Annotated in this window: 21 protein-coding genes; 15 read left to right on the top strand and 6 right to left on the bottom strand. The window is 71.9% G+C overall.

Going from position 1 to position 25,477, the window contains the following annotated elements:
• Positions 1–114 precede the first annotated feature (114 nt).
• The 4 genes from MMF93_RS02015 to MMF93_RS02000 all read left to right on the top strand — a co-directional run bounded on the left by MMF93_RS02015 (position 115) and on the right by MMF93_RS02000 (position 6,420).
• A complete protein-coding gene (locus MMF93_RS02015) occupies positions 115–975 on the top strand; it encodes a carbohydrate ABC transporter permease (protein WP_242748978.1) in 861 nt (286 codons plus the stop codon).
• A 65-nt stretch (positions 976–1,040) separates the two neighbouring features.
• Positions 1,041–2,714, top strand: coding sequence for an extracellular solute-binding protein (locus MMF93_RS02010; RefSeq protein WP_242748975.1), 1,674 nt, complete (start codon positions 1,041–1,043; stop codon positions 2,712–2,714).
• Positions 2,711–4,201: a M1 family metallopeptidase gene (locus tag MMF93_RS02005; protein ID WP_242748972.1), complete on the top strand. Its 1,491-nt coding sequence runs from the start codon at positions 2,711–2,713 to the stop codon at positions 4,199–4,201. Before MMF93_RS02010 ends, MMF93_RS02005 begins: the two co-directional genes overlap by 4 nt.
• On the top strand, positions 4,198–6,420 hold the full coding sequence (locus MMF93_RS02000; protein ID WP_242748969.1) for a right-handed parallel beta-helix repeat-containing protein: 2,223 nt from the start codon (positions 4,198–4,200) through the stop codon (positions 6,418–6,420). The genes MMF93_RS02005 and MMF93_RS02000 overlap by 4 nt, the downstream gene beginning before the upstream one ends.
• A gap of 10 nt (positions 6,421–6,430) precedes the next feature.
• On the opposite strand, the gene MMF93_RS01995 is transcribed toward MMF93_RS02000, so the two are convergent.
• The 4 genes from MMF93_RS01995 to MMF93_RS01980 all read right to left on the bottom strand — a co-directional run bounded on the left by MMF93_RS01995 (position 6,431) and on the right by MMF93_RS01980 (position 11,119).
• Positions 6,431–6,964 (bottom strand): ferritin-like domain-containing protein, encoded by a 534-nt coding sequence (locus MMF93_RS01995; RefSeq protein ID WP_114019786.1) that lies wholly within the window; start codon positions 6,962–6,964, stop codon positions 6,431–6,433.
• A gap of 225 nt (positions 6,965–7,189) precedes the next feature.
• A complete protein-coding gene (locus MMF93_RS01990) occupies positions 7,190–9,349 on the bottom strand; it encodes a PTS fructose transporter subunit IIABC (protein ID WP_242748966.1) in 2,160 nt (719 codons plus the stop codon).
• A gap of 64 nt (positions 9,350–9,413) precedes the next feature.
• The gene (pfkB, locus tag MMF93_RS01985; RefSeq protein WP_242748963.1) at positions 9,414–10,361 is read right to left on the bottom strand and encodes a 1-phosphofructokinase; all 948 of its coding nucleotides are present in this window, start codon (positions 10,359–10,361) and stop codon (positions 9,414–9,416) included.
• Positions 10,358–11,119: a DeoR/GlpR family DNA-binding transcription regulator gene (locus MMF93_RS01980; protein WP_242757184.1), complete on the bottom strand. Its 762-nt coding sequence runs from the start codon at positions 11,117–11,119 to the stop codon at positions 10,358–10,360. The genes pfkB and MMF93_RS01980 overlap by 4 nt, the downstream gene beginning before the upstream one ends.
• A gap of 190 nt (positions 11,120–11,309) precedes the next feature.
• Here MMF93_RS01980 and MMF93_RS01975 point away from each other — a divergent pair, with 190 nt between their 5' ends.
• Entirely contained in the window at positions 11,310–11,906 is a 597-nt protein-coding gene (locus tag MMF93_RS01975; RefSeq protein WP_242748960.1) for a DinB family protein, read from the top strand.
• An 84-nt stretch (positions 11,907–11,990) separates the two neighbouring features.
• Here the strand turns inward: MMF93_RS01975 and MMF93_RS01970 are convergent, their stop codons facing one another.
• Positions 11,991–12,908, bottom strand: a complete 918-nt coding sequence (locus MMF93_RS01970) for a cyclase family protein (protein ID WP_242748956.1) — start codon at positions 12,906–12,908, stop codon at positions 11,991–11,993.
• A gap of 196 nt (positions 12,909–13,104) precedes the next feature.
• Here MMF93_RS01970 and MMF93_RS01965 point away from each other — a divergent pair, with 196 nt between their 5' ends.
• The 10 genes from MMF93_RS01965 to MMF93_RS01920 all read left to right on the top strand — a co-directional run bounded on the left by MMF93_RS01965 (position 13,105) and on the right by MMF93_RS01920 (position 23,715).
• The gene (locus tag MMF93_RS01965; protein WP_242748953.1) at positions 13,105–13,722 is read left to right on the top strand and encodes a TetR/AcrR family transcriptional regulator; all 618 of its coding nucleotides are present in this window, start codon (positions 13,105–13,107) and stop codon (positions 13,720–13,722) included.
• A gap of 168 nt (positions 13,723–13,890) precedes the next feature.
• The gene (locus MMF93_RS01960; RefSeq protein WP_242748950.1) at positions 13,891–15,549 is read left to right on the top strand and encodes a catalase; all 1,659 of its coding nucleotides are present in this window, start codon (positions 13,891–13,893) and stop codon (positions 15,547–15,549) included.
• Between the two features lie 78 nt (positions 15,550–15,627).
• Positions 15,628–15,933, top strand: coding sequence for a hypothetical protein (locus MMF93_RS01955; RefSeq protein ID WP_242748947.1), 306 nt, complete (start codon positions 15,628–15,630; stop codon positions 15,931–15,933).
• Positions 15,934–16,266: 333 nt separating this feature from the next.
• The gene (locus MMF93_RS01950; RefSeq protein ID WP_242748945.1) at positions 16,267–17,805 is read left to right on the top strand and encodes an ATP-binding protein; all 1,539 of its coding nucleotides are present in this window, start codon (positions 16,267–16,269) and stop codon (positions 17,803–17,805) included.
• Between the two features lie 3 nt (positions 17,806–17,808).
• Complete coding sequence (locus tag MMF93_RS01945; RefSeq protein ID WP_181860706.1) at positions 17,809–18,213, top strand: roadblock/LC7 domain-containing protein; 405 nt, start codon at positions 17,809–17,811, stop codon at positions 18,211–18,213.
• Positions 18,210–18,560, top strand: coding sequence for a DUF742 domain-containing protein (locus MMF93_RS01940; protein WP_114015164.1), 351 nt, complete (start codon positions 18,210–18,212; stop codon positions 18,558–18,560). The genes MMF93_RS01945 and MMF93_RS01940 overlap by 4 nt, the downstream gene beginning before the upstream one ends.
• The gene (locus MMF93_RS01935) at positions 18,541–19,161 is read left to right on the top strand and encodes a GTP-binding protein (RefSeq protein WP_242748942.1); all 621 of its coding nucleotides are present in this window, start codon (positions 18,541–18,543) and stop codon (positions 19,159–19,161) included. Before MMF93_RS01940 ends, MMF93_RS01935 begins: the two co-directional genes overlap by 20 nt.
• Before the next feature lie 44 nt (positions 19,162–19,205).
• Positions 19,206–20,711, top strand: coding sequence for a cytochrome P450 (locus tag MMF93_RS01930; protein WP_242757182.1), 1,506 nt, complete (start codon positions 19,206–19,208; stop codon positions 20,709–20,711).
• A 394-nt stretch (positions 20,712–21,105) separates the two neighbouring features.
• Positions 21,106–22,326 carry a selina-4(15),7(11)-diene synthase gene (locus tag MMF93_RS01925; RefSeq protein WP_242748937.1) on the top strand — a complete coding sequence of 407 codons (1,221 nt, stop codon included), beginning with the start codon at positions 21,106–21,108 and terminating at the stop codon, positions 22,324–22,326.
• 39 nt (positions 22,327–22,365) lie between these two features.
• A complete protein-coding gene (locus MMF93_RS01920; protein WP_242748934.1) occupies positions 22,366–23,715 on the top strand; it encodes a cytochrome P450 in 1,350 nt (449 codons plus the stop codon).
• A gap of 229 nt (positions 23,716–23,944) precedes the next feature.
• Here the strand turns inward: MMF93_RS01920 and MMF93_RS01915 are convergent, their stop codons facing one another.
• Positions 23,945–25,360: an ROK family transcriptional regulator gene (locus tag MMF93_RS01915; protein WP_242748931.1), complete on the bottom strand. Its 1,416-nt coding sequence runs from the start codon at positions 25,358–25,360 to the stop codon at positions 23,945–23,947.
• Positions 25,361–25,477: the final 117 nt, after the last annotated feature.

The raw sequence follows: 25,477 nt of genomic DNA, 5'->3' as shown, positions 1-25,477 counted from the left end.
CAGACCACGGCCAAGACGGGCCCGGGAGCGGACAGCGGAGCCCGGACCCGTCCCCGCCCTCCCTCCCGGCACCCGGCCACGGGGCGAGGCGGCGCGCAGGCCCGTCCACCGTGGATGGAGAAACCGAGAAAGGCCACGCTGGTGGCGAAGGCCGCGGTCCTCTCCGTGGTCGTCCTCGCGGTCGCCTACCCGCTGCTGGGCGTGATCGGGACGAGCTTCGCCTCCCAGACCGACATCGTCAAAAGCACCGGGCTCGTCCTGTGGCCCGACCACCCCACACTGGAGGCGTACCGCACCCTCTTCACCGGCGGAGTCGTCCTGCGCGCCCTGCTGGTGAGCATCGGCATCACCGTAGTGGGCACCGTGGCCAGCCTGCTGATCACCATAGGCATGGCCTACGGGCTCTCCCGGCGGGACGTCACAGGATCGCGCTTCATGCTGATGACGGCCCTGTTCACGATGCTGTTCAACCCCGGCATCATCCCCAACTTCCTGCTCGTCAACGAGCTGGGGCTGTACGACACCTACGCCGCGCTCGTGCTGCCCACCCTGGTCAGCGCGTTCAACCTGGTGGTGCTCCGCTCGTTCTTCATGAACCTGCCCGGTGAGCTCTTCGACGCCGCACGCGTGGACGGCGCCGGGGACCTGCGCATCCTGGTACGCCTCGTCCTGCCGCTGTCCAAGGCGGTCCTCGCGGTCATCAGCCTCTTCTACGCCGTCACCTACTGGAACGCGTTCTTCAACGCGCTGCTGTACCTCGACGACTCCGAGAAGTGGCCGATCCCGCTGGTGCTGCGCACCTTCGTCCTCCAGGGCCAGAGCCTGGGCGGCACCGCGCTGGGCGAGAGCACCGCGCCTCACCAGTCCGTGCAGATGGCCGTGCTGGTCGTCGCCGTCGTCCCGATCCTGCTCGTCTACCCCTTCCTGCAGCGCTACTTCACCAAGGGCGTCCTCACCGGAGCCGTCAAGGGCTGAGCCCCCGACGTCCGCGCCGCTCCGCCGCCTCCCGCCCTCCCCGCCTCACGCAAGGAGACCGCAAGGTGCCCTCCTCCGCCCGCATCGACCGAAGAGCGCTCCTGCGTACCGGAGCCGGGCTCTGCCTCACCCTGGCCGCCACCCCGCTCGTGACCGCCTGCGGAGACGGGGGCACGAGAGCCAGGCCAGGCACCAGGAGCCCCAAGCTGCTGCCCCACACGGCGGTGCGCGACATCGGCGTCAAGCCCGACCTGCCGGGCACCGCCGAGGGCGTGCCGCAGGCGTTCTTCCGCTACCCGGCCACACCGCTGCCGGCCGTGAAGGGCCGTCCCCTCAAGGGCGCGGAGCCGGTCTCGGCGGCCATGGAGACCTTCGCCCCACCGCCGGCCGGGCGCGAGAGGAACGCCGCCTGGCGGGCGATCGAGAAGAAGCTGGGCGGCACCGTCGACCTGACCGCCGTACCGGCCGACGACTATCCGGGCAAGTTCTCCACCATGGTGGCCGGCAACAACCTGCCCGACCTGTTCATGTACCCGGAGACGGGCGGGCTCGACAACAAGGCCGGGTTCCTCGCCGCCGCCTGCGCCGACCTCACCCCCTTCCTCGCCGGGGACAGGATCGAGGCGTACCCCAACCTCGCCGCCATTCCGAAGGGGGCCTGGCAGAAAGCGATCTACGACGGGAAGCTCTACGGCGTCCCGATCTCCCGGGCGGTCACGGGCGGCGCCGGCTTCTACCGGCACGACCTCTTCGCCAGGGCGGGTGTCTCGGACCTCGACGAGATCACCGGCCTCGACCGTTTCACGGAGCTGTGCAAGGAGCTGACCCGCCCAGGGCACGACCAGTACGCGATCATGGCGGACGTCACCAATCTGCTCGCCATGTCGGCCGGAGCGCCCTATCACTGGCGGATGGACGCCAAGAGCGGCCGGTTCACCGCCGATCTGGAGACCGACGAGTACCGGCTCGCTGTCGAGACGGCCCGCAAGCTGCACGAGGCCGGCTGCTTCTACCCCGGCTCGCTGGGCATGTCCGGCGCCCAGAAAGCCCAGTACACGGACCTGTTCAAGAACGGCAAGGCCGCCTACGTCTACGACGGCATGCCGCCCTACCTGACGCCCAGCACCGGATACGTCGCCGCCATGGCCGCGGTCGACAAGACCTACGACCCCCGCCCGATGACGCCCTTCGGTTCCGGAGCCGTCGCCTGGACGGACAACCTCAGCCTCTCCACCACCTTCGTCAGGAAGGCGCCGGCCGCACGCGTCAAGCAGTTGCTCGCTCTCGCCGACTTCGTCGCGGCCCCCTTCGGCAGCGAGGAGTACACGCTCATCAACTACGGCGTCGAGGGCACCGACTTCACCCGCGACACCCACGGCAACCCGGTGCTCACCAAACGCGGCACCCAGGACGTGGCCGCGCCGTGGAAGATGCTCGCCTCCGCGGTGCCCGCCGTCTTCAGCCCGGCCTCGAAGGACGCGGTCCGGTACGCCCACGCGGCCTACTCGAAGATGATCCCGATGCTGGCCCCCGACCCCACCCTCGCGGTCTTCTCGCCGACCTGGGAGGCCAAGGGCACCGGCAGCCTCCACACGCTCAAGCAGGACGGCCTCAAGGACATCATCTCGGGCCGCAAGCCGATGTCCGCCTACGACAGCCTCGTCAAGGACTATCTCGACAAGGGCGCCGAGAAGGCCCGCGGCGAGTTCGAGGAAGCCCTCCAGAAGGGAAAGAAATGAGCCGCCCACCCTCCAGCAGACGTGCCGCCCTGCGGCTGGGCGGCACGGCGGTGGCCGCCGCGCTCGCCGTACCCGCCCTCGGCTCGCCCGCCCGGGCCGCCGACGCCTCCCAGGGCGGGGGCTTCGACCCGCGGCCCGGCTCCGACGGCCTCGGCGACCCGCTCTTCCCGACCCTCGGCAACGGCGGCTACCAGGTCGGCCACTACGACCTCACCTTCGACTTCACCCCGGAGACCTATGACTTCACCGGCCGCGTGACCCTGCGGGCCACGGCGACTCAGGACCTCTCGGCCTTCAACCTGGACACCGACGGGCACACGATCGACTCCGTCACCGTGGACGGGCGGGCGGCGGCATGGCAGCTGTCCGAAGGGGAGAGCGGCCAGGAGCTCACCGTCACCCCCCGGCGCCCGCTGCGCCGCTCCACCGCCTTCACACTCGACATCCGCTACCACGGCAACGGCAAGGCTCCCCGCACGGGCCTGACCGGCTGGCGGTTCGGCTCCGACGGCGGATTCGCCTGCGCCGCCCAGTCCTCCCGGGCCGACACCTTCTTCCCCTGCAACGACCACCCCTTGGACAAGGCCACCTGGACGTTCCACATCGGCGCACCGCAGGGATACGTCGCCACCGCCAACGGTGAACTGCTGCACAGGACACCGCGCCCCGACGGCTCCACCGTCTGGCACTTCGCCCTGCGCGAGCGCATGGCCACCGAACTCGTGGGCATCGCGGTGGTCAAGGGAACCTACCTGTACGGCAGCGGACCTCGCGGCCTGCCGTTGCGGCACGTCGTCCCCCAGGGCCAGGAGGAGACGTACCGTCCGATCGTCGACCGCACCGCCGACCATCTCGCCTGGCTGGAGGCCAGGTTCGGACGCTACCCGTTCTCCGTCTACGGCTGCCACCTCTACGACGGCTACTCCGACGCACTGGAGAACCAGACCCTCAGCCTCTTGTCCACCGACTGGTTCGAACCCGACGACGAGGGGCGCCCCGTCTGGGAGACCACGATGGTGCACGAGCTGGTGCACCAGTGGTACGGCGACTCCGTCACGCCCGCCGACTGGCAGCAGGCGTGGCTGAACGAGGGACCAGCCGTCTACTACGCCGCGCTCTACAGCGAGGAGCGGGGATGGTCGGACCTGGAGGAGAAGATGAAGGCCACCTACGCCGAGCTCGACGAGGTCCGCGCCGAGCACGGCCCGCCGGGGCTGCCCCGCGAGCTGGGCGGCACCAACATCTACGACGGCGGAGCCCTGGTCCTGTACGCGCTGCGCCTGCGCCTCGGCGAGCGGCGGTTCTCCCGCGTCATGCGGCTGTGGCCCGAGCGCTTCAAGGACCGGAACGTCACCAGCGAGGACTTCATCCGGCACACCGTGCGGGTCACCGGTGACCGCTCCCTCGACCGCTTCCTGCGCGGCTGGCTGTTCGGCGCCGTCAACCCGCCGATGCCGGGCCGCCCCGACTGGAAGGCCGACACGTGAACCGCTTCACCGCAGCAGCACGGCCCGCGGCCACGGCACTCCTGGCCGCGACACTCCTCCTCCTCACTCTCCTCGCCGGCCCGCCGCTCGCGCACGCCGACAGCGGCCCCCGCACCCTGTACGCGGCCCCGCACGGGCAGGGCGACGCCTGCACCCGCGCACGGCCGTGTTCCCTGGAGGGCGCGCGGGACGAGGCACGCACCGTGACCGGCCGCGACACCCGCGTACTTCTCCGCTCGGGCACCTACGCCCGTACCGAGCCGCTGCGTCTGGACGAGCGGGACTCAGGGCAGCAAGGGCACACCGTCACCTGGTCGGCGGCCCCGGGAGCCCGTCCCGTCCTGTCCGGCGCCCGTGCGCTGAGCGGCTGGTCCCGTAACGGGGACGGCACCTGGACGGCCGGCGTGCCGGACGGGGTCACCCCGCGCCAGCTGTTCGTGGACGGCGAGCGCGCGGTCCGGGCGCGCGGCGCGGCGTGTGCGGCCGAGGTGTGCGACGCGACCAAGGAGGGCATGAGCGGCGCCCGTGCCACCGGCATCGCGGACTGGCGCAGGCCCACCGACGCGGAAGCCGTCATCAGGGTCCGCTGGCGCAACTACCACTGCCGCGTCTCCGGCGTGAGCGGTGACGACCTGACCTTCGCCCGGCCCTGCTGGACCAACTCCTCCAGCGGCACCGACCGCACGGGCCCCTCCTGGGACAGCACGACCGTCGACTCCGACCGGTACACGGGTGTCGCCTTCTTCGAGAACGCCGTGGAGCTTTTGGACGAACCGGGGGAGTTCGTGTGGGACTCGGGAGCACGCACGGTCACCTATCTGCCGCGCAAGGGCGAGGACATGCGCCGGGCACAGGCCGTCACCCCGCACACCGAGCAGCTGCTCGTGATCGACGGCGCCCACGACCTCACCCTCGCGGGCCTCGGGTTCGCCCACGCCGCCTACCGGCAGCCCGGCACCGACGAGGGCTACGCGGGCACCCAGGCGGGTCTCACCCTCACGGGTGCCGACGGCCCCGTCGACCACGCAGGCCGCCACTACACCAAGCCGTCGGCGGCCCTGACCGTGCGCGGCGGGCGGCATATCACCGTCGAGCGCGCACGCTTCACCCACCTCGGCGGCGCGGGCGCGATCCTGGAAGCCGGCACGAAGGACTCGTCCGTCACCCGCTCCTCCTTCACCGACCTCTCCTCCGGCGCCCTGTACGTGGGGGACACCGAGCCGCGGCCCGAGGAGGCCCTCGCGGGTGAGCGCAACACGGTCTCCCACAATACCGTCCGTGGGGCGGGCGTCGAGTACACCGACGCCGTCGGTATCTGGGCCGGTTACGAGGCGGAGCTGACCGTCGACCACAACACGCTCGACCGCCTGCCGTACTCGGGCGTCTCGGTGGGCTGGGGTTGGAACCAACCGGAGGCCAGGCGGTCCGTGCTCCGCGACAACGCGATCACCAACAACCGCATCACACACGTCATGGAGGTCTCCCACGCCCAGCACGACGGGGGCGCCGTCTACACGCAGGGCTCCCAGCCGGGCACGGTGATCTCCGGCAACTACATCAACCGCTCCGGTTACGGCAACACCGAACGCGACGGCAACGGCATCTACCTCGACGAGCAGAGCAGCCACCTGCGCGTCGACCGCAACGTGATCACCCGCGTCGGCTACAAGTGGGTCTCCAACTGGGCCGACTACGGGATCGAGAACACCGTGAGCGGCAACTGGACCGACACCGCGGCCCCCGACCTCGGCGGCCGGGGCTCCGTGATGACCGGCAACCACACAGGCCTGGACGAACTGCCCGCCCAGGCCCTGCGCACGGCCGTCTCCGCGGGAGCCGGCAGCGCCCCGGCCGAGCATCTGCGCCGCGACCTGGCGCGCACCGGCACCCCGAGCCAGTCGTCGCAGGACGGCTCGGCCGCGGCGAGCCGCGCGATCGACGGTGACACCACGACCGACACCCGAACGCTCCGCGAGGAGGGGGCCTGGTGGCGCGTCGACCTGGGCCGCCCCCGGCACGTCAGCCGGATCGAGGTCTGGAACGACGCCTCGATGACCACCGCGGACTTCGACGTGAGCACGGACACGGGAACCGTCCACGTGACGGGCGAGGCCCTGCGCCCCACCCTGGTCGACCTGGCCGGCACCACCCGCCATGTGACGATCAAAGCGACCGGCACGGGGCGGGTGGCGCTCGCCCAGGTCCTCGTCCACCCGTGAACCTCGCAGATCAGCCGCCCAGCAGGTCCAGCAGGTCGTCGGCGTGGTCCTCCTCCTCTTCGAGGATGCTCTCCATGACCCGCCGCGTCGTGGGGTCCTTGTCGCCCAGCCAGCGGATGATCTCCTGGTAGACGCCGATGACGATCCGCTCCGCCTCCAGGTTGTCCCGCAGCATCTGCTTCAGCTCGCCGTCGGGGGTGGCGGTGTAGTCGGTGTGGGAGCGCTGGGCCACGGTGGCCGGGTCGAAATCGGGCTCGCCGCCCAACTGGGAGATGCGCTCGGCGGCGCGCAGCGCGTGATCCCACTCCTCCTTGGCGTGCTCGGTGAACTCCGCCGAGACCTGCGCCCTGTCGATGCCGGTCGCGGAGATGGCGTGCCGGGTGTAGCGCATCCAGCACACGACCTCGGTGGCGACCACGTCGTTGAGAACGGCCACCACACGGTCCCGATCGGCTTCGTAGGTGCCCGTCACAGGACCGCTTTCCATCTTCGCCCGGGCGTCGGCGCGGATGCGGCTCACGTCGACAACGAAATCGTCCGTCATGGCTCACTGTCCTTCGAGGGCTCGGGGAGGGGTCCGGTCGACAAGTAGAAGTCCCCGAGCCCACAGCACCCGGCAAGCGCGCTCCAGCACGCCCGCACGTCACCCCAGCGGGGGCCGCGGACGGCCGCTGCCCGCCGTCCGCTGCCCGCCGTCCGCTGCCCGTGCACGGGCGCCGTCCTCGCACGGGCCCGCGGCCGTCCGCGCAACGACGAGGCGTGCGCCGTCTCACCGCGAGGAGTCGGCCACCTCGGCCACCTCGCCCGCCGTGCCCGCACGACGCGCCGCCGGGGCCACCGGCTCCGCCGCCTCCTCGCGAGCGCCGGGCGTCGTCTCGGCGCGGGCGCCAGCCGCCCGCGGCTGACGGCCCTTCAGGACGAGGACGAGACCCGTCGTCACCGCCGTACCAGCGGCGATGGCGAGCAGGTACGGCAGCGGGTTCCCGATCAGCGGCACCACGAACGCTCCTCCGTGCGGGGCACGCAGCGTGGAGCCGAAGGCCATCGACAGCGCGCCGGTGACCGCGCCGCCCGCCATCGCGGAGGGGATGACCCGCAGCGGGTCCGCCGCCGCGAAGGGGATCGCGCCCTCGGTGATGAAGGAGGCCCCCAGCACCCACGCGGCCTTTCCGTTCTCCCGCTCGGTCTCGGTGAACAGCTTCCCCCGTACGGTCGTGGCCAGCGCCATCGCCAGCGGGGGAACCATGCCGGCCGCCATCACCGCGGCCATCACCTTCAGGCTGCCGTCGTTCGGGTCGGCCAGACCGCCCACGGCGAAGGCGTACGCGACCTTGTTCAGCGGGCCGCCGAGGTCGAAGCACATCATCAGGCCGAGCACCACGCCGAGGACGACGGCGTTGGATCCGGACAGACCGCCGAGCCAGTCGGTCAGCGCCTTCTGCAGGGCCGCGATCGGCTCGCCGATCACCACGAACATCAAGAAGCCCACGAGGGCGGAGGCCACGAGGGGTATCACCAGCACCGGCATGATGCCGCGCAGCGTCGGCGGAATGCGCACCCGCTGGATCGCCGTCACCACCGCGCCGGCGAGCAGGCCCGCGACCAGACCGCCCAGAAAGCCCGCGTCGATGGTCACCGCGATCGACCCGCCCACGAACCCGGGGACGAGACCGGGCCGGTCGGCCATGCCGTAGGCGATGTAGCCGGCCAGCACCGGTACCAGGAAGGCGAAGGCGGCGCTGCCGACCTGGTTGAGCAGGGCGGCCCAGCTGTGGACCTCGGTCCACACGAAGTGGTCGGCAACCGACTTCGCGTCGGAGATCTCGTAGCCGCCCAGGGCGAAGGAGAGCGCGATCAGCAGCCCGCCCGCGGCGACGAACGGCACCATGTAGCTGACGCCGCTCATCAGGTAGCGGCGGAGCCGCGAGCCGAAGCCCTCGCCCGCCCCCGGTCCCTCGACGGCTTCCGGCTCCTGGCCGGCGGGCCCGCTCGTCTCGCCGCGCGCGGCCTTGGCGCGCACCTCGGCGATCAGCTCCGCGGGGCGGTTGATCCCGGCCTTCACGCCGACGTCGACGGTGGGTTTGCCGGCGAACCTGGCCCTGTCCCGCACCTCCACGTCGTGCGCGAGGATCACGGCGTCGGCGCCGGCTATGACGCCGGGCTCGACCTTCGTGAACCCCCCTGACCCCTGGGTCTCGACGCTCACTTCGACCCCGGCCTCCTGCCCGGCCCGCTCCAGGGCCTCGGCGGCCATGTAGGTGTGCGCGATGCCCGTAGGACAGGACGTGACGGCGACGATCCGGAACGGGGTCTCGTCCGCCCCCGTGCCCGCCGCCCCGGTGGCCGGCGGTGTGGAGGGCCCGTCACCAGCGGAAACCGCATCCGGCTCCGCGCCGTCCGCCGGCTCCGCGCCGTCCGCCGGCTCCGCGCCGTCCGCCGGTTCCGCGCCGTCCTCGTGCGCGGCTTCGTCCTCGTGCGCGGTCGTCGGCCCGTCGCCACGGATCATGGCAGCCGCCGCGCCCGGGTCTTGCTCCACGCGGAGCGCCGCCGCGAACTCCTGGTCCGCCAGCCGCCGCGCCAGCGCGGAGAGGATGGTCAGATGCTCGCTGTCGGCCCCGTCGGGCGCCGCGATCAGGAAGATCAGGTCGGCGGGACCGTCCGGCGCGCCGAAGTCGATGCCGTGCGCGCTGCGGCCGAACGCCAGCGTGGGCTCGCTGACGTGTGCGCTGCGGCAGTGCGGGATGCCGATACCGCCGTCGAGGCCGGTTGGCATCTGGGCCTCGCGGGCGGCGACATCGGTGAGGAACCCCTCGATGTCGGTGACCCTGCCGGCCGCCGCCATCCGCGTGGCGAGCGTCCTGGCGGCCGCTTCCTTGGTGTCGGCGGACAGGTCGAGATCGACCAGGTCCGGGGTGATCAGCTCGCTCATCGCGGCTCCTTGGTGACCGGCCGCCCGCACGGGCGGCTGGGGGAGGGGAGGGGGAACCCGGTCTTCATCGCGTCGGATGGGTCAGGGCGCGGTTCACGGGGATGTCCGTGGTCGTGGTGACCAGCGCCGGGTCGAGGTCCGCGGGGCCCGGCATCGCGCTGCCCGGCAGTTGCACGGCGGCGGTTCCGTTCGCGACGGCCGCGGCGAGCGCCGCGGGGCCCCGGCCGCCGGCGGCCAGGAAACCGGCCAGCGACGCGTCACCCGCGCCGACGTCGCTGCGCGCGACGACCTGAGCCGCCGTACCGAAGTACGTACCGGTCTCGTCGAGGAGCAGTTGCCCGTCGGCGCCCAGGCTGGCCAGGACGGCGCGGGCACCGCGCCCGCGCAGGTCCTCCGCGGCCTTCACCGCGTCACCGACCGTGGCCAGGGGGCGCCCGACGGCCTCGGACAGCTCCACGGTGTTCGGCTTGACCACGTCGGGCCGTCGCCCGAGCGCGGCGGTCAGTGCGGCACCGGAGGTGTCCAGGGCGATCCTGCCTCCGCCCCGGTGGGTGCGGTCCACCACCTCGGCGTACCACTCGGGCCCGGGGCCGCGCGGCAGGCTGCCGCAGCAGGCGATCCACTCCGCGTCCGCCGACCGCGCTCGGACGGCCTCCAGCATCGCCTCGGCGGCTGCCCTCTCGATCTGGGGACCTGCCGCGTTGACCTTGGTGAGCGTGCCGTCCGGCTCGACGAGTGCGACGTTGACGCGGGTCGATTCCGCGACGGGGACCCCGGCCACCTCGATGCCGTGCTCTTCGAGCAGCCGGGCCAGCAGCGCGCCTTCAGGACCACCGAGCGGAACCACCGCCACGGTGCGGCCGCCGGCGGCGGCGACGGCGCGGGAGACGTTCACGCCCTTGCCGCCGGGGTCCACCCTGTCGCCGGCCGCGCGCAGCACCGCGCCGCGCTCCAGACCCGGCAGCTCGTAGGTGCGATCGAGGCTGGGGTTCGGGGTCAGGGTGAGGATCACGCGCGCACCACCGCCGTGCCACCACGCTCGATCGTCAGCGCGTCCTCGGAAGCCAGGCCCGTGTCGGTGATCAGCAGGTCGACATCGCGGAGGGCCCCGAAGCGGGCGAGGTGCTCCTGACCGAACTTCGCGGAGTCGCAGAGCAGTACGACCCTGCGGGCAGCCGCGAGTGCGGCACGCTTGACCGCGGCCTCCGCGAGGTCGGGGGTGGTCAGCCCGCCGGTGTGGGAGAAGCCGTTGGTGGCGACGAAGGCGACGTCGGCCCGGATCTCGCCGTAGGCCCGCAGCGCCCAGGCGTCGACGGCGGCCCGGGTGCGGTGCCGTACGCGGCCGCCGACCAGGTGCAGGGCGATGCCGGGGTGGTCGGCGAGCCGGGCCGCGGCGGGAAGCGCGTGGGTCACCACGGTGAGGGTGGAGTCGAGGGGGAGGAGCGCGGCCAGCCGGGCGGCGGTGGTGCCCGCGTCGAGGATGACGCTGCCCTCGGCGGGCAGCTCGGCCAGTGCGGCCTGCGCGATCCGGTCCTTCTCGTCTGCGGCCACCGCGTCCCGCTCGGCGAGGTCGGGTTCGAAGTCGAGCCGGCCCGCGGGGATGGCGCCCCCGTGGACGCGGCGGATGAGCCCCGCCCGGTCCAGCACCTTCAGATCGCGCCGTACGGTCTCCGCGGTGACCTGGAACTCCTCGGCCAGGGACAGCACGTCCACCCGCCCGCTCTCACGGGCCAGGCGCAGGATCTCCTGCTGGCGCTCCGGTGCGTACATGTTGTTCTGCGTCCGTTTCATGACCGTCTCTGTGGGTGCACGGCCATGTTACGAGCGAGGGACCCGGAAGTAAATGCGTTCGGGCATGAGACGGTCATACTCGGACGCGACGGCGCCGGACGGTTCGTGTAGGCCGCCAATGCCGCCGACAAGGGGGCACGGGGCGCGTGAGGATGGTTGGCTGTCGGGCATGACCGCACCGGATCCCAAGAAGGATCTCCACCGCTATCTGCAGACCGCCCGTGACGTCCTGCTGTGGAAGCTCGAAGGGCTGTCGGAGTACGACATCAGGCGCCCGCTGACGCCCACAGGCACCAATCTGCTGGGCCTCGTCAAGCACGTGTCGTACTGCGAACTGGGCTACTTCGGCGACACGTTCGGGCGCCCCGCCGACCACCTGCTGCCCCGCCTCACCCAGGACGCCGAGACCAACGCGGACATGTGGGCGACCGCTAACGAGTCGCGCGAGGACGTCGTCGGGCGGTACCGCCGGGTGTGCGCGCACGCGGACGCGACCATCGAGAGCCTGGCGCTGGACGCCGCGGGCTGGGTGCCGCACTGGCCGGCCGACCGAAGCGAGGTGACACTCCACCGGATCCTGGTGCACATGCTCGCCGAGACCCAACGGCACGCCGGGCACGCCGACATCGTGCGGGAACTCGTCGACGGTGCCACCGGGTTGCGGGACGGGAACGACAACATGCCCCCGGCCGACCTGGCCTGGTGGGAGGGCTACCGCCACCGTCTGGAGCGGGTGGCGCGCGGGGTGGGAGCCGACCGGCCCTGAGAGCCCCGGCAGGCCGGTGGCAGGCCCGGCCGACGGTCGGCCGGGCGCGGCCGGGCAGCGGCGCCGGGTTCGGCTTTACCCGGCTCAGCGGATGGCGACGGGGCTGACGGGGGAGCCGACGCCGCCGGTGACGCGCAAGGCGGTGGCCGTCAGGAAGAAGTCCCAGGTGTCGTCGGTGCGGCAGGCGGCGGCGAGTTCCTCGAAGTTCCAGATCTCGCCCAGCATCATGCCCATGTCCCGGATCAGGATGGCGTGCAGCGGCACGAGGCCGTCGCTCGCGGGCTGGACCTCGACGCCCCAGTTGTCGGCCGCCACCATCGCCACCTCGCGTTCGTGGATCCACGCGGCGCACTCCGGGGCGAGCCCCGGTTCGGCGTCCAGCCAGCCGTCCCAGCCCTCGGTCAGTCCCTTGCGCAGCCAGCCGGTCCGCACGAGCAGCGCGTCACCGCTCCTCAGCCGCGTACCGGTGGCTTCCTCGGCGCGTTCCAGGTCGGCCACGGTCAGGGCGCGCCCCGCCTCCAGCCACTCCCCGCCGTCGAGTCCCGCGACATCGAGGAGGACGCCGCGGCCCGCGAAGCCGGGAAGTGTCGCGTCGATGGCGTTGCGGGTCGCTCCGCGGGCCGGGGCGACCGTCTCGACCGGCACTCCGTTGTAGAAGGAGCCGTCGTATCCGACGTGGGTGAGGCCGTCGAGCTGGGTCCCGGACTGGAGCGGCATGGCGATGAAGTCGTCGCTGATGACGAGCCCCTCCGGGGCGGTGAAGTCGTGCGGGGTGACCGTCATGGTGTGGACGGGATTGATCCGCCGCATCCAGCCGGTCTGCGGTCCCGAGGAGCCGACCGGGATGCTCAACTCGTACCGCCGCCCGGTCCGCACGGACTCGACGGCCTGCCTGACAGTCCGCGGGGTCACGAGGTTGAGCGTGCCCAGCTCGTCCTCCTCGCCCCAGCGTCCCCAGTTGGACAGCTCGCGGCCGGCTTCCTTGAACGCGTATTCGGTCATGGTGTGCCTTTCTCTGCGTAGGGCGGCGGGGCCGGTCCGGCCGGGGGTGGCGGCGCTGGTCCCGAGTCACCTTTCAGTGCACTGACTGCACCCTGCGAGGCGCGTCTTTGCACTCATTGCACTCCTAGGTGGAGGGTACATTGGAGAGTGCAATGAGTGCAAAGATCCTGATGGGCGAGTGCGACGGGACGAGAGCGTGAGTGCATCGCGACGACAGGCGCCGAGCGAGCGCGAGTACAGGAAGCGGGCCACCACCGCCCGCCTGCGGGACTCGGCGACCCAGCTGGCGGGCCGGTGGGGAAGGGACCAGGTCACCATCGACGACATCTGCGCCGACGCGGGAGTCTCCCGCCGCACGTTCTTCAACCACTTCGCGACCAAGGACGAGGCGTTCCTCGCCTGGGACGCCTCCGACGACGCGTACCTCGCCGGCCTCATCGTGGACAGGCCCAGGGCGGAGAGCGCCGTACGGGCCGCGCTGTGGGCCATGACGACCACCGCCTTCGCCCCCGAGCCCGGCAGCCGTGCCACTGTCGTGCGAGAGGTCATGGCCCACAGCCCTGGAGTGGCCGCGCAGGCCACCCAGCTCACCCGCAAGGTCGTCCGCGCCGTCGAGGCGGGCATCGCCGCGCGTCTCGGCCTGCCGGCGGACTCCCACGTCGTGCGCCTCGGCGCCGTCACCGCCGTCGCCGCGCTCACGGTGACGATGCGCACCGCGGAAGCCGGCGAGGCCGAGCGGGAGCGGCTGCTGGAGGAGACCTGCCGCGTACTGGACGCGGGCTTCCTGGCCGTCCAGCCCTCCGCAGGCCCCTGAGCGCGGTCGCCCCCCCGCTGACGGGCTCTCAGGCGGTGTGCGCCGAAGGAGTACACCAATGCGGTGAGGTCTGTGGGACCGCCGCCCGAACGGGTACCTCTGTTGACCCGAGTTCTCCTCCGCGGCGCGGAACCGAGCGCCGTCACGTGCTGAAGGGGCCCAAGAGCAGTGACAGACGTAGCCAGCCAGGGATCCGCGCCCGATGACGACCGCCCGGTGCTCACCAACCGGCAGGGTCACAAGGTCTACGACAACCAGAACCAGCGGACGGTCGGTGCGCGCGGCCCTGCCACGCTGGAGAACTACCAGTTCCTGGAGAAGATCAGCCACTTCGACAGGGAACGCATTCCCGAGCGGGTGGTCCACGCCCGCGGCGCGACCGCCTACGGGTATTTCGAGAGCTACGGCGGCTGGGGCGAGGAGCCCGTCAGCCGCTACACCCGGGCGAAGCTCTTCCAGGAACGCGGCAAGCGCACCGACGTGGCCGTGCGGTTCTCCACCGTGATCGGCGGCCGGGATTCCTCGGAGGCGGCCCGCGACCCGCGCGGCTTCGCGGTGAAGTTCTACACCGAGGAAGGCAACTGGGACCTCGTCGGAAACAACCTGGGTGTCTTCTTCATCCGGGACGCCATCAAGTTCCCCGATGTCATCCACGCGCTCAAGCCCGACCCGGTCTCGCACGAGCAGAAGCCGGCCCGGATCTTCGACTTCATGTCGCAGACCCCGGAGTCGATGCACATGCTCGTCAATCTCTTCAGCCCGCGCGGTATCCCCGCCGACTACCGTCACATGCAGGGCTTCGGCGTGAACACCTACAAATGGGTGAACGGCGAGGGGAGAACCGTCCTGGTCAAATACCACTGGATGCCCAAGCAGGGTGTGCGCAGCATGACCGAGGACGACGCGGCCGCCGTCCAGGCCTCAGAACTGGGGCACGCGACGAAGGACCTGTACGAGGCGATCCGCAGCGGCGAGAACCCCGAATGGGAACTGCTCGTCCAGATCATGGACGACCACGACCATCCGGAGCTGGACTTCGACCCCCTGGACGACACGAAGACCTGGCCGGAGCAGGACTTCCCGCCCAAGCCTGTGGGCCGCATGGTTCTCGACCGCACCGTCGAGGACTATTTCGCGGAGAACGAGCAGATCTCCTTCGGCACGGGCGTCCTCGTCGACGGCCTGGACTTCTCCGACGACAAGATGCTCGTGGGGCGGACCTTCTCCTACAGCGACACGCAGCGCTACCGCGTCGGCCCGAACTACCTGCAGCTCCCGGTCAACCGCGCCAAGAACGCCACCGTGCACACCAACCAGCGCGACGGAATGATGGCCTACGAGCAGGATCCGCACGCGGGGAATCCGGAGGTCAACTACGAGCCGTCGGTCCTGGGCGGGCTGCGCGAAAGCCGGTATCCGACCACCGACGACGAAGGCCCCGAAATCCAGGGGAGGGTCACGCGTAAACGCATTCCGCGCACCAACGACTACCTCCAGGCGGGCCAGCGGTACCGCCTGCTGGAGGACTGGGAGCGCGACGACCTGGTGAAGAACTTCGTCGACCTGATCTCCCAGGCCGACCGCAGGGTCCAAGAACGGATGGTCTGGCATTTCCTGCTCGTGGAGAACGAACTCGGCCTCCGCGTCGGCGAGGGCCTGGGTATCGGTCCCGGCGACGTCTCCGGCCTCGAACCGCTGGCCGGCCAGAACCTGACCGAGGAGGACCGCGAGCGGCTGGCGCACCTGGGCAGCAACCCCGCGCGGGACGTCTCGGGCCTCACCATGACCCACTGCGTCCCGGACGAGCGGCACGTCGTCACCCGCTGACGCGTCAGAGGGAGCCCGCGGGGAACCGGAGAAGGGGAGAACGCGCACGGGATCAGCACGTCGAAAGGCACGAGCAGCATGGCAGCGACGAAGCGGTACGCGGTCGCCGCGTCGGGGCAGTGGGTGGACGACGAAGACGGCCGCCGGCTGCCCGCGGGCGAGGTGCACGCCTGGGAACAGGGTCTGAACCAGACCGTGTGCGGCCTCTCGCTCAGCCGGTCGCGGCTGGCGCGGTTCGCCCACATCGCCTGGCCCGACATCCTCCCCGACTCCGGGGGAGCGGCGGACCGAGTGCAGCGGGTGTGCCCCCGCTGCGCGTCCGTCGCAGGACGCCGCGGCGGTGAGGCACGCCCCCGCTGGCACCGCACCAACCCCCGGCCGTGAACGCGCGCCTGGGCAGGTGACCGGCCAACGGCGCGGTGACAGCGGGGTGAGAGGGTCGTGAGGGGGCTGTGACGCCGGGGCGCGGCCAAGGCGTGACCACCGCGTCGAGGGCGGCGCGCACACATCCGGAGTGGACCTCGCTTGTTCCGTGGTGATCCATTCCGGTTATGCTGCCTGCGACTCGGCATGACGGTGCGTCACCGGGTCTCCGGTCACGTCCAGTTCTGCACGGGTCCCAAAACGGTGGGGCGAGCCCGTCGGCGGACCGGAGGTGCACTCGCTGCTGCCCACATCGCCTCTTTGCCCAGTCCGTCGAACGATTTGAGGACGCTGATGATGCGCACGGGTTCGTCGCCCGGAGGTCAACGGTCCGCGCCGCCCTGGATGTGGTGGCTCCCCGCGCTCGCCATGGCCGCCGCCACGGCCGTCGCGGCCACCCAGGTCCCCGGCGACGCGCGCTCCGCGGTCATCTGGTGCGGGGTCGTGGGGACCGCCGCCGTCGCGCTCACCACCGGTGAACTGTCCCGCAGGGGACGGGCGCTGGAGGCGCTGCGGAGCCAGTACGCGGAGCACCAGGCGGCCCTCCAGCGGCACCTGCACGAGCAGGAGGCCGCGACCGTGCGGTTGGCCAAGGAGCGGCTGCCCGAAGCGGTCGAAGCGCTGCGCCGGGGCGAGTTCGCCGAGAACGTGGTGCGCGCGGCCGCTTCCGCGGGCCCCGCCACCGGGCTCGGGGCCGAGTTCGAGGCGGCGCACCACGAGCTGGTGCGCTCCGTGGTCGAGGCGGTGCGGGCCGAGGAGTCGCTGCGCGACTCCGCGCAGCGCGGCGTGGTCAACATCGCCCGCCGCGTCCAGGCCATCGTGCACCGCCAGGCGACCGACCTGCGGGAGATGGAGGAGCGGCACGGACAGAGCCGCGAGTTCTTCGCCGACCTGCTGCGCCTGGACCACAGCAACGCCCTGATCAGCCGGCTCGCCGACACCATCGCGGTACTCGGCGGGGCCCGGCCCGGGCGGCAGTGGAGCCAGCCCGTGCCGCTCTACAGCGTGCTGCGTGGCGCGATGTCGCGGATCGCCGACTACCAGCGGGTCTCGCTGCACTCGGTCGCCGAGGTCGCCGTGATGGGACGCGCGGTGGAGCCGCTGATCCACGCGCTGGCCGAGCTGTTGGACAACGCCACCTGCTACTCGCCGCCGCAGACGCGTGTCCACCTGACGGCGGGCGAGGTGCACGCCGGCATCGCCGTCGAGATCGAGGACGGCGGGTTCGGGCTGAGCGAGGAGGCGCGGACCCGCGCCGAGCACATGCTGGAGACCGCGCGGGAGGGCATCGACCTCAACGACCTCGGTGAGGCGCCGCGCCTTGGCCTGACCGTGGTCGGGCGCCTGGCGCAGGAGTACGACTTCCAGGTGTCGCTGGCACCGTCCGCCTACGGGGGCGTGCGCGCCGTTCTCGTCGTCCCCCACGAGCTGATCACCACGGCGCCCGCGAGCGGGCGCGCCCACGGCATCGGCGCCACATCGGGGCAGCGGCCGGCGGACCGGCCCGCGGGGCCCGTGCCGCCGGCCAGGAAGGACACACCGTCGACCTCCGGCCGCGGGGAGCAGGAGCTGATGGACGAGGAGACGCCGCAGGTCGCCGAGCGCACCGCCAGTGGGCTGCCGCAGCGGCGCAGCCGCCGGGGCGGCCGGTCCACCGCCCCCACGAGGGCCGGTGCTCCCGCGGTGGAGGAGAGCGAGCGGGAGGAGGCGACGTCCCACGAGCCCGCGCCCGGGATGTGGATGGGCGCCTTCCAGGAGGGCCTGTCAGGCAAGCGATCGGCAACGACTGCCGCCCAGGAACACAGCGACAAGTCGTCGGATGAAGGTGAGTGATCGATGGTTCGGCAGCCCGACATGGACTGGATGCTCAAGGACTTGGCGGACAGCATCCCGCAGACCCGCCATGTCGTCCTTCTGTCGTCGGACGGCTTGTGCATGGCCCAGTGCCCGCTGGACAAGGACACCTCCGACCGGCTGGCGGCGATCGGAGCAGGCCTGCAGAGCCTGGCCAGAGCGGCTGCCGAGGAGTTCCCGCACAGCAACGGCAGCATGCGCATGGTCGTCATCGAACTGGACGGCGGCTTCCTGCACCTGATGGCGGCGGGCGAGGGGGCGCACCTGGTCGTCCTGGTCGACGAGGGGGTCGACATGGGCCTCGTCGGGCAGCACATGCGCGGCCTGGTCACCCGGATCGGCGCCCACCTCACCAGCCCCCCGCGTGGCGACCGGCTGGCGCGATGACGCAGGTCGGCGAGGAGTGGGACGAGGGCGGTCCGGAGCGGTTGTACGTCCTGACGGGCGGGCGCAGCGGCTTCGACGAGACCGGCCTCGACCTGGTCACGTTAATCGTCTCCCGTACCCCGCCGCAGATCGGCATGCAGCCCGAGCACGAGTCGATCCTGCGGGTGTGCGCGTCCCCGCTGAGTGTCGTGGAGATCTCGGCACACCTGAAACTCCCGGTGAGCATCGTCAGTGTGCTGCTCGCCGACCTCTTGGCCGAAGAACGTGTGGAAGCCAGGGCGCCCGCCCCTGCCCTTCCCGACATCGACATCATCAAGGCGGTGATCCATGGCCTCCAGAACCTTTGAGACGTCAGCGGGGCCTCGGAGCGAGGACGCGCTGCCGGCGTCGGCCACCTCCGCGGTCAAGATCGTCATCGTGGGCGGATTCGGCGTCGGCAAGACGACCCTGGTGCGCTCCGTGAGCGAGATCAGGCCGCTGACAACCGAGGAGACGATGACGGAGGCCAGCGCCGGCGTCGACGACCTCGCCGGCGTCGAGCGGAAGTCGATGACGACGGTCGCCATGGACTTCGGCCGCATCAGCCTCAACGACGAGCTGGTCCTGTACCTGTTCGGCACCCCGGGGCAGCAGCGCTTCTGGTTCCTGTGGAACGGCCTGTTCGACGGGGCGCTGGGTGCCGTGGTGCTCGTCGACACCCGGCGGCTGGAGGCCAGCTTCGACGTGCTCGGCCGCCTGGAGGACTCGCAGACGCCCTTCGTGGTGGCCGTCAACGCGTTCGACGAGGCGCCGTCCTACACCGACGGGGAGCTGCGTGAGGCGCTGGATTTGACCGACGAGGTGCCGCTCATGGTGTGTGACGCCCGGAACCGGGAGTCCAGCAAGGGCGTCCTCCTGGCGCTGATGCAGTACCTGCACTCCCTCGCCATGACTTCGGAGGCGACGTGACCCCGCAACCCCCCAACCCCTCGGACGAGCGGCGTCAGACGTATGTGCCGTCCCCGCGGCCCGAGCCCGGCGCCGAAGCGGCGGCCGCCCCGCCGCCCGGCTGCCCCGCGCACGCCGCGGGCGCCGGGCCGGGCGGCGGCGCGGACGGGCTGCGCCGCCTCTTCGGTCCCGAGGCCGACACCGACCCCATGAGGCTGTACGAGAAGCTGCGGTCCGAGCACGGTCCGGTGGCTCCGGTGCTGCTGCCCGGCGACGTACGTGTCTGGCTGGTGCTCGGCCACCGCGAGAACCTCGAAGTGGCCCGCACGCCCTCGCTCTTCTCCCGGGACTCGCGCCACTGGCACGCCATGCGCGAGGGCAGGATCCCCCCTGACCACCCGCTCGCTCCGCTGACCACGTGGCAGCCGCTGTGCGTGTTCGCCGACGGCATGGAGCACCAGCGGCTGCGCCAGGCGCTCACCGACAGCCTGTCGCGCTTCGAGTCGCGCGGCATCCGCCGGTACGTGATCCGCTTCACGCACCAGCTGATCGACGGTTTCGAGAACGCCGGACAGGCCGACCTGGTCGAGCAGTTCGCCGACCAGCTGCCGCTGCGCGTCATCACGCAGCTGTTCGGCATGGAGGAGGAGTACGGGCCCCAGCTGGTCAAGGCCGCCAAGGACATGATCCAGGGCACCGAGACCGCCGTCGAGAGCAACGACTTCATCACCGACACTCTCCAGCGGCTGGTGGAGCGCAAGCGGGTGGAGCCGGCGCACGACGTGGCCTCCAAGCTGATCGAGCACCCGGCGGGGCTGTCCGACGACGAGGTCCGCGAGCACCTGCGCGTCACTCTGGTCTCCGCCAACGAGCCGACGGTCAACCTGATCGCGAACACGCTGCGGATGCTGCTCACCGACCGCCGCTTCCGGGCGACCCTGGCCGGGGGGCACATGACCCTGCCGGACGCCCTGGAACAGGTGCTGTGGGACGAGCCGCCGATGACGACGAACATCGGCAGGTGGGCGACGGGCGACACCCAGCTCGCCGGCCGGCAGATCAAGGCCGGCGACATGCTGGTCCTCGGGCTCGCGGCGGGCAACGTCGACCCCGCGGTCCGGCCCGACCTGTCGGTGCCGCTGCACGGCAACCGCTCCCATCTGGCCTTCAGCGCCGGGCCGCACGAGTGCCCGGGCCGGGACCTGGGCCGGGCCATCGCGGACACGGGACTCGACACGCTGCTCTCGCGCCTTCCCGACCTGCGGCTCGCGGTGCCGCAGGAGGAGCTGCGCTGGGACTCGGCCCTGATGTCCCGTCGGCTCGTGGCGCTGCCCACCTCGTTCACGCCGCCGCGTCGGACGGGGCGGCCGAGGCCCGGCGAGACGTCCGCGTCGGCCCGGCAGCCCCTGCCGCCGACCGAGCCCGTAGCCGGTGCGGCGCTCGGGACCCAGGTACGGCCGACGGCGCTGCCCGGGGACGCGGCGGCTGCCGGGGCCGTGCCGTCGTCCGAGCCGGAGCGCGGGACGGGCTGGGCGGCCGTCAGGCGCCGCCTGCGCGGCCGTGGCCGGTGATTGCCTGACTGTTCCGACTCGCCTCGCTCATCCGGTTCTTCCGCCTTCCTGTGGGTGCGCGTCCGTGCGCGCTCCTGCGGGGTGACGCCCGAGTTGCCTCGGTCTCGGGGGGAATCGCCCCTGTTGCCGTGCCGAATATGCCAAGCGCGCCCCACTGAGTCTCCTGTGGCGTGAATGGTTGCTTGTGGCAATGGATACACATGAGCAAAGAGGGTCACGCCGCGTCATCGCTCCGTGCCACGTGTCGGCCCGTCCCCGCCAGGGGGCGGGCCTCGGCATGGCGCCTGACGTGCGCGGCGTCGTGTCCGGAACCCCGGCGCGCCGTCGGCAGACCCTCGACGAGTGTTCGGGCAAGGAAGCGGCGCGGCCGCAGGAGTGACTGAGGTGATCGATAGTGGAGCACGGGGTACTGGTTCCGCCCGTCTATTCTCCGATTCCCCCGGCGATACACCCCCGCCACGAGCGGATCGACCAACAGACCGCCGCTTGGGCCAAGAGCTTCGACATCGGCTCGCGTGAACTGCGCGAGAAGCTCATCGGCCACGACATAGGCACCTTCGCCGCCCGCATCCTCCCGGACGGCGACGAAGAGGTCATCTCGCTGCTCGCCGACTTCGTCCTGTGGCTCTTCGGCGTCGACGACGGCCACTGCGAAGAGGGGGAACTCGGCGCCGACCCCAAGGAGCTCGTCCCCGAACTCTCCCGGCTGCTGCGCATAGCCCAGAACCCGGAAGCCCCCATGCTCACCGGCGACTCCCTGGCCGCCGGGCTGCGGGACCTGCGGTACCGGATGAACCTGCACGCGACGCCGGGGCAGGTCGCCCGCTGGGTCGACGCGCTGCGGGAGTACTTCCTGTCCGTGGTGTGGGAGGCCTCGCACCGCAACAAGGGCACCGTCCCCGACCTCAACGACTACACCCTCATGCGGCTCTACGACGGTGCCACGTCCGTCGTGATGCCGCTGCTGGAGATGGGCTACGGCTACGAACTCCAGCCGCACGAGAGGGACAGCACGTCCGTGCGGGCCGCCGCCGAGATGGCCTACTTCATCATCACGTGGGACAACGACCTCTTCTCCTACCACAAGGAGTCCCGGGGCCAGCAGTACTACCTCAACGTGCTGCGCGTGCTGGAACACCACCACGCGATGAGCCCCGCGGACGCCCTCCAGACCACCGTCGCCCAACGCGACCGCGTCATGTGCCTGTTCTTGAGGCTGAGCGCCCACCTCGCCGCCTCCGGCAGCCCGCAACTGCGCCAGTACCTGACAAGCCTCACCTCCTTCATCCGGGCCGCCCAGGACTGGGGCATCTCCTCGCGCCGGTACACCACCCCCGAGGACCCCGCCGACCTGCCCACCACGTTCCGCGACACACCGACGGACGACAGCACCGAACCTCTCGACATCCCGGCCGTCTCCTGGTGGTGGGACCTCCTCCCCGAAGGAACCGAAGGCCCCGAAGGTCCCCAGGGAGCTGAAATACCGGTCCCGGTGGCGCCACCCACCCCGCGCCACAGGCAGCCGGCCGACGGCGAGGCGGCCGTCCCCGTTCCCCAGCGCCACGCGAAGGACCGCGTGGCGATGGCCGGACACCACCACTGCTCCTGCGCCTGAGCAACGACCGCCGAGAGCGTTACGAAGAGGAGCACCCACGTGAACACCGCCCCGCGCGCGATACCCCGGGCCCCGGGAAGACTTCCCCTGCTCGGCCACGTCGTCCCCCTGCTGCGGCGACCGCTGGACTTCATGCAGTCCCTCAGATCGACCGGCGACCTGGTCCGGGTGGACGTCGGCACCCTTCCGATCTACTTCGTCACCAGCGCCGACCTCACCCACGAACTCCTGGTGACCAAGGCCCGCCACGTCGACAAGGGCCGCTTCTTCGTCAGGGCGCGGGTCCTGGTCGGCGACTCCCTGCCGACCGCGCCCTCGCACATCCACCGCCCGCACCGCAGGCTGATGCAGCCGGCCTTCCACCGGGAGCGGATCGCCGCGTACGCGCGCGTGATGGCGGACCGGGCCACGGCCATGGCCGAGGGCTGGTCCGCCCGCCAGACGATCGCCGTCGACGAGGAGTTGGCGGAGTTCTCGGTCGGCACCCTCGCCGAGACGATGTTCTCCACCGACATCAGCCGCCCCGCCGCCGTGGCCGTCCGCCGCGACGTGCCGATCCTGCTGAAGACCGCACTGCTGCGTGCGGTGACGCCGAGGTTGCTGGACCGGCTGCCGATCCCGGCCAACCGTAAGTTCGACGCGGCCGCCACCCGCCTGCGCAAGGTCATCGACGACGTCGTGGCGGCCTCCCGCGAGCACGAGGACCCCGAGGCCGACGACCTGCTCTCCATGCTGCTCGCCGCGCGCGACAGCGACACCGGAGAGGCGCTCAGCGACCGTGAGGTGCGTGACGAACTGGTCGCCATCATGTTCGCCGGCACGGAGACGACCGCCTCGACGCTGTCGTGGACCTTCCACGAACTGGCCACCCATCCCGAGGTCGAGGACCGCCTGGTGGCCGAGCTCGCATCCGTGGTCGGCGACCGGCCCGTCACCTTCGAGGACGTGCCCAAGCTGGAGTACATGGACCAGGTGCTGCGCGAGGTGTCGCGCATGCACTCGGTCCCGCTGCTGATGCGCCGGGTCACCACACCCGTCGAACTCGGCGGCGCGGAACTGCCGGTCGGCACCGAGATCGCCTTCAGCCTCTACGCGCTGCACCGCGACGGGCGCCTCTATGAGAACCCGGAGCGGTTCGACCCGGACCGGTGGCTCCCCGAGCGCCGCCAGGGCCGACCGCGCGAGGACTACATCCCGTTCGGTTCCGGCAACCGCAAGTGCATCGGTGACGGCTTCGCCTGGGCGGAGATCGTCATCACGCTGGCCACCGTGCTGGCCCGCTGGCGGCTGGAACCGCTGCCCGAACACTCCGTGAAGGAGGTGGCCTCGGCGGTGGCGCACCCGGACCGGTTGCCGATGCGGGTGATGCCGCGGACGGCGAGGGTGTGACCGCCCGAGCGCGGTAGCCGCTCTCCCTCGCGCCCTTCGCCCCCGGTCACCGGACCGGGGGCGTCGCCCTGGCCCGGAGTCTGGTGCCATGTCCGGTCCATCCGCCCAGTGCCTGGGCCGTGGAGGCGCACCGGCGACGACGGGTGGCTCGCCGCCAAGGGGAGCGACCCCGCGCCGCACGAAGCCGTACTCGAACGCTTCGCCGAGAACGGTGGCGCGCGCCTCGTGGTCACCCTTGGGGGGCGCGGCCGGGAGGCGAGGCGACCGGGGCGGTGGTGTCGGCAGCAGCGGGGTGGACCGTTGCCGACGGCCCGGCGGGCAACGGGATGTCGGGTAGCTCCTCGCCCTGGCCGGCGGTGCGCAGCAGCAGGGCCACCGCGCCCAGGGCCGCCGCGTTGTCGCCCAGAGCGGCGGCGCGCACGTGCACCGACCTGGACGCGGAGGGCAGGGAGAGCGCCGCGAGTTGCTCGCGGAGGGGGGTCAGGACGAGATCGCCCAGCGTCGCGGGCTCACCGTCGATGACGAGGCACTCGGGGTCGGTCTGGGCGGCGAGGGCCGCCAGGCCGCGCCCCAGATCCGTGGCCGCGTCAGTCACGACCGTCCGCGCCGGCTCCTGGCCCGCTGCTGCCTGGGCGAGCAGCCCCGCGGCGTCGCCGGGGGTGCCGCCGCGCGCCGCGCAGGCGGCCAGCATCGCCGGCACGCTGATCCTCCCCTCCAGACAGCCTCTGCCGCCGCAGTGGCAGGGCGCTCCCGCCGGGTCGTGGCTGACGTGGCCGAGCTCTCCGGCCACGCCGTGGGCGCCGTACACGAGGCGGCCGTCGACGACCAGGCCGCCGCCGACCCCTTCGGACCAGCGGGCGTAGACGATGTCGCGGTACCCGCGTGCCGCTCCCCAGGTGACTTCGGCCAGTGCGGCGAGGCGGGCGTTGTTGTCCGTGACGACCGGGACCCGGAAGTGCCGCCGCAGCGCCGCGGCGGTGCGCGCGGCGTCCGGTGTCATGACGGCCGGGTCGGCGGTGGCCGGGTCGTGCACGTAGCCGGGGAGGCCGAGGCCGATGCCCTGGACGGGCCCGAGGTCGAGCCCTCCGGCGCGGGCCAGTTCCTCGACCGCGGCGGCGATGGCGGCCCCGCGCTCGTCGGGCCCGCCACGGGCGGGCAGCCGGCACTCGCGGCGGCCCACCACCTCGTGAGCGCTGTTGGCGATGACGACCTGGAGCCGGGTGCGGCGCAGGTCGATCCCGATCAGCTCGGCGCCGCGCGCGTTGAGGGTGATCTGCTGGGCAGGCCTGCCCCGTTGGCGGGGGAGACCGGCCTCCGCGGCGGCGCTCTTCTCCGCCACCGTCCCGCGTTCCAGGAGGTCGGAGACGATCTCGGACAGCGTGGTGCGGGACAGCCCCGTGCGTGTCATCAGCGCGCTGCGGCTGAGGCCGCCGCTGCGCCGCAACTCGGCGAGGACCGCCGCCTCGTGGCTTCCGCGCAGCCGCCGCAGCGCGTCGGTCCGCTCCGGAGGGACCACGTCCGGCTCCCCGGCGGTCTCGGCACGCCCTGTGGCGCGGTGCTCGGTGGCGCGGTGTTCCGACGGCCGCTCCCGCCGCCTGGTGTCCGAGCCCGTGCCGGGCCGGTCTGTCCGTGAACCTGCGGTCATGACGGCATCGTTGCCGTGCCGGCTCGACGCCGTCAACGCGGGGGAGACACCCGACCTCAATTTTTTCCGGAGGGTTGACGGAAAGTCGGGGCGGTGGGAGGTTCACCGTCAATCGCC

Source organism: Streptomyces tubbatahanensis (assembly GCF_022699385.1).
Lineage (GTDB): Bacteria > Actinomycetota > Actinomycetes > Streptomycetales > Streptomycetaceae > Streptomyces > Streptomyces diacarni.
The sequence above is the reverse complement of the archived record's forward strand: the minus strand, read 5'-3'. Positions and strand labels throughout refer to the sequence as shown.

What these genes read in the sequence shown, in the direction of transcription:
- MMF93_RS01995 (WP_114019786.1), bottom strand. Translation starts at nt 6,964, where the DNA reads ATGACGGACGATTTCGTTGTCGACGTGAGCCGCATCCGCGCCGACGCC.
- MMF93_RS01975 (WP_242748960.1), top strand. Translation starts at nt 11,310, where the DNA reads ATGACCGCACCGGATCCCAAGAAGGATCTCCACCGCTATCTGCAGACC.
- MMF93_RS01915 (WP_242748931.1), bottom strand. Translation starts at nt 25,360, where the DNA reads ATGACCGCAGGTTCACGGACAGACCGGCCCGGCACGGGCTCGGACACC.
- MMF93_RS01955 (WP_242748947.1), top strand. Translation starts at nt 15,628, where the DNA reads ATGGCAGCGACGAAGCGGTACGCGGTCGCCGCGTCGGGGCAGTGGGTG.
- MMF93_RS01945 (WP_181860706.1), top strand. Translation starts at nt 17,809, where the DNA reads ATGGTTCGGCAGCCCGACATGGACTGGATGCTCAAGGACTTGGCGGAC.
- MMF93_RS02015 (WP_242748978.1), top strand. Translation starts at nt 115, where the DNA reads ATGGAGAAACCGAGAAAGGCCACGCTGGTGGCGAAGGCCGCGGTCCTC.
- MMF93_RS01990 (WP_242748966.1), bottom strand. Translation starts at nt 9,349, where the DNA reads ATGAGCGAGCTGATCACCCCGGACCTGGTCGATCTCGACCTGTCCGCC.
- MMF93_RS01980 (WP_242757184.1), bottom strand. Translation starts at nt 11,119, where the DNA reads ATGTACGCACCGGAGCGCCAGCAGGAGATCCTGCGCCTGGCCCGTGAG.
- MMF93_RS02005 (WP_242748972.1), top strand. Translation starts at nt 2,711, where the DNA reads ATGAGCCGCCCACCCTCCAGCAGACGTGCCGCCCTGCGGCTGGGCGGC.
- MMF93_RS01940 (WP_114015164.1), top strand. Translation starts at nt 18,210, where the DNA reads ATGACGCAGGTCGGCGAGGAGTGGGACGAGGGCGGTCCGGAGCGGTTG.
- MMF93_RS01950 (WP_242748945.1), top strand. Translation starts at nt 16,267, where the DNA reads ATGATGCGCACGGGTTCGTCGCCCGGAGGTCAACGGTCCGCGCCGCCC.
- MMF93_RS01935 (WP_242748942.1), top strand. Translation starts at nt 18,541, where the DNA reads ATGGCCTCCAGAACCTTTGAGACGTCAGCGGGGCCTCGGAGCGAGGAC.
- MMF93_RS01970 (WP_242748956.1), bottom strand. Translation starts at nt 12,908, where the DNA reads ATGACCGAATACGCGTTCAAGGAAGCCGGCCGCGAGCTGTCCAACTGG.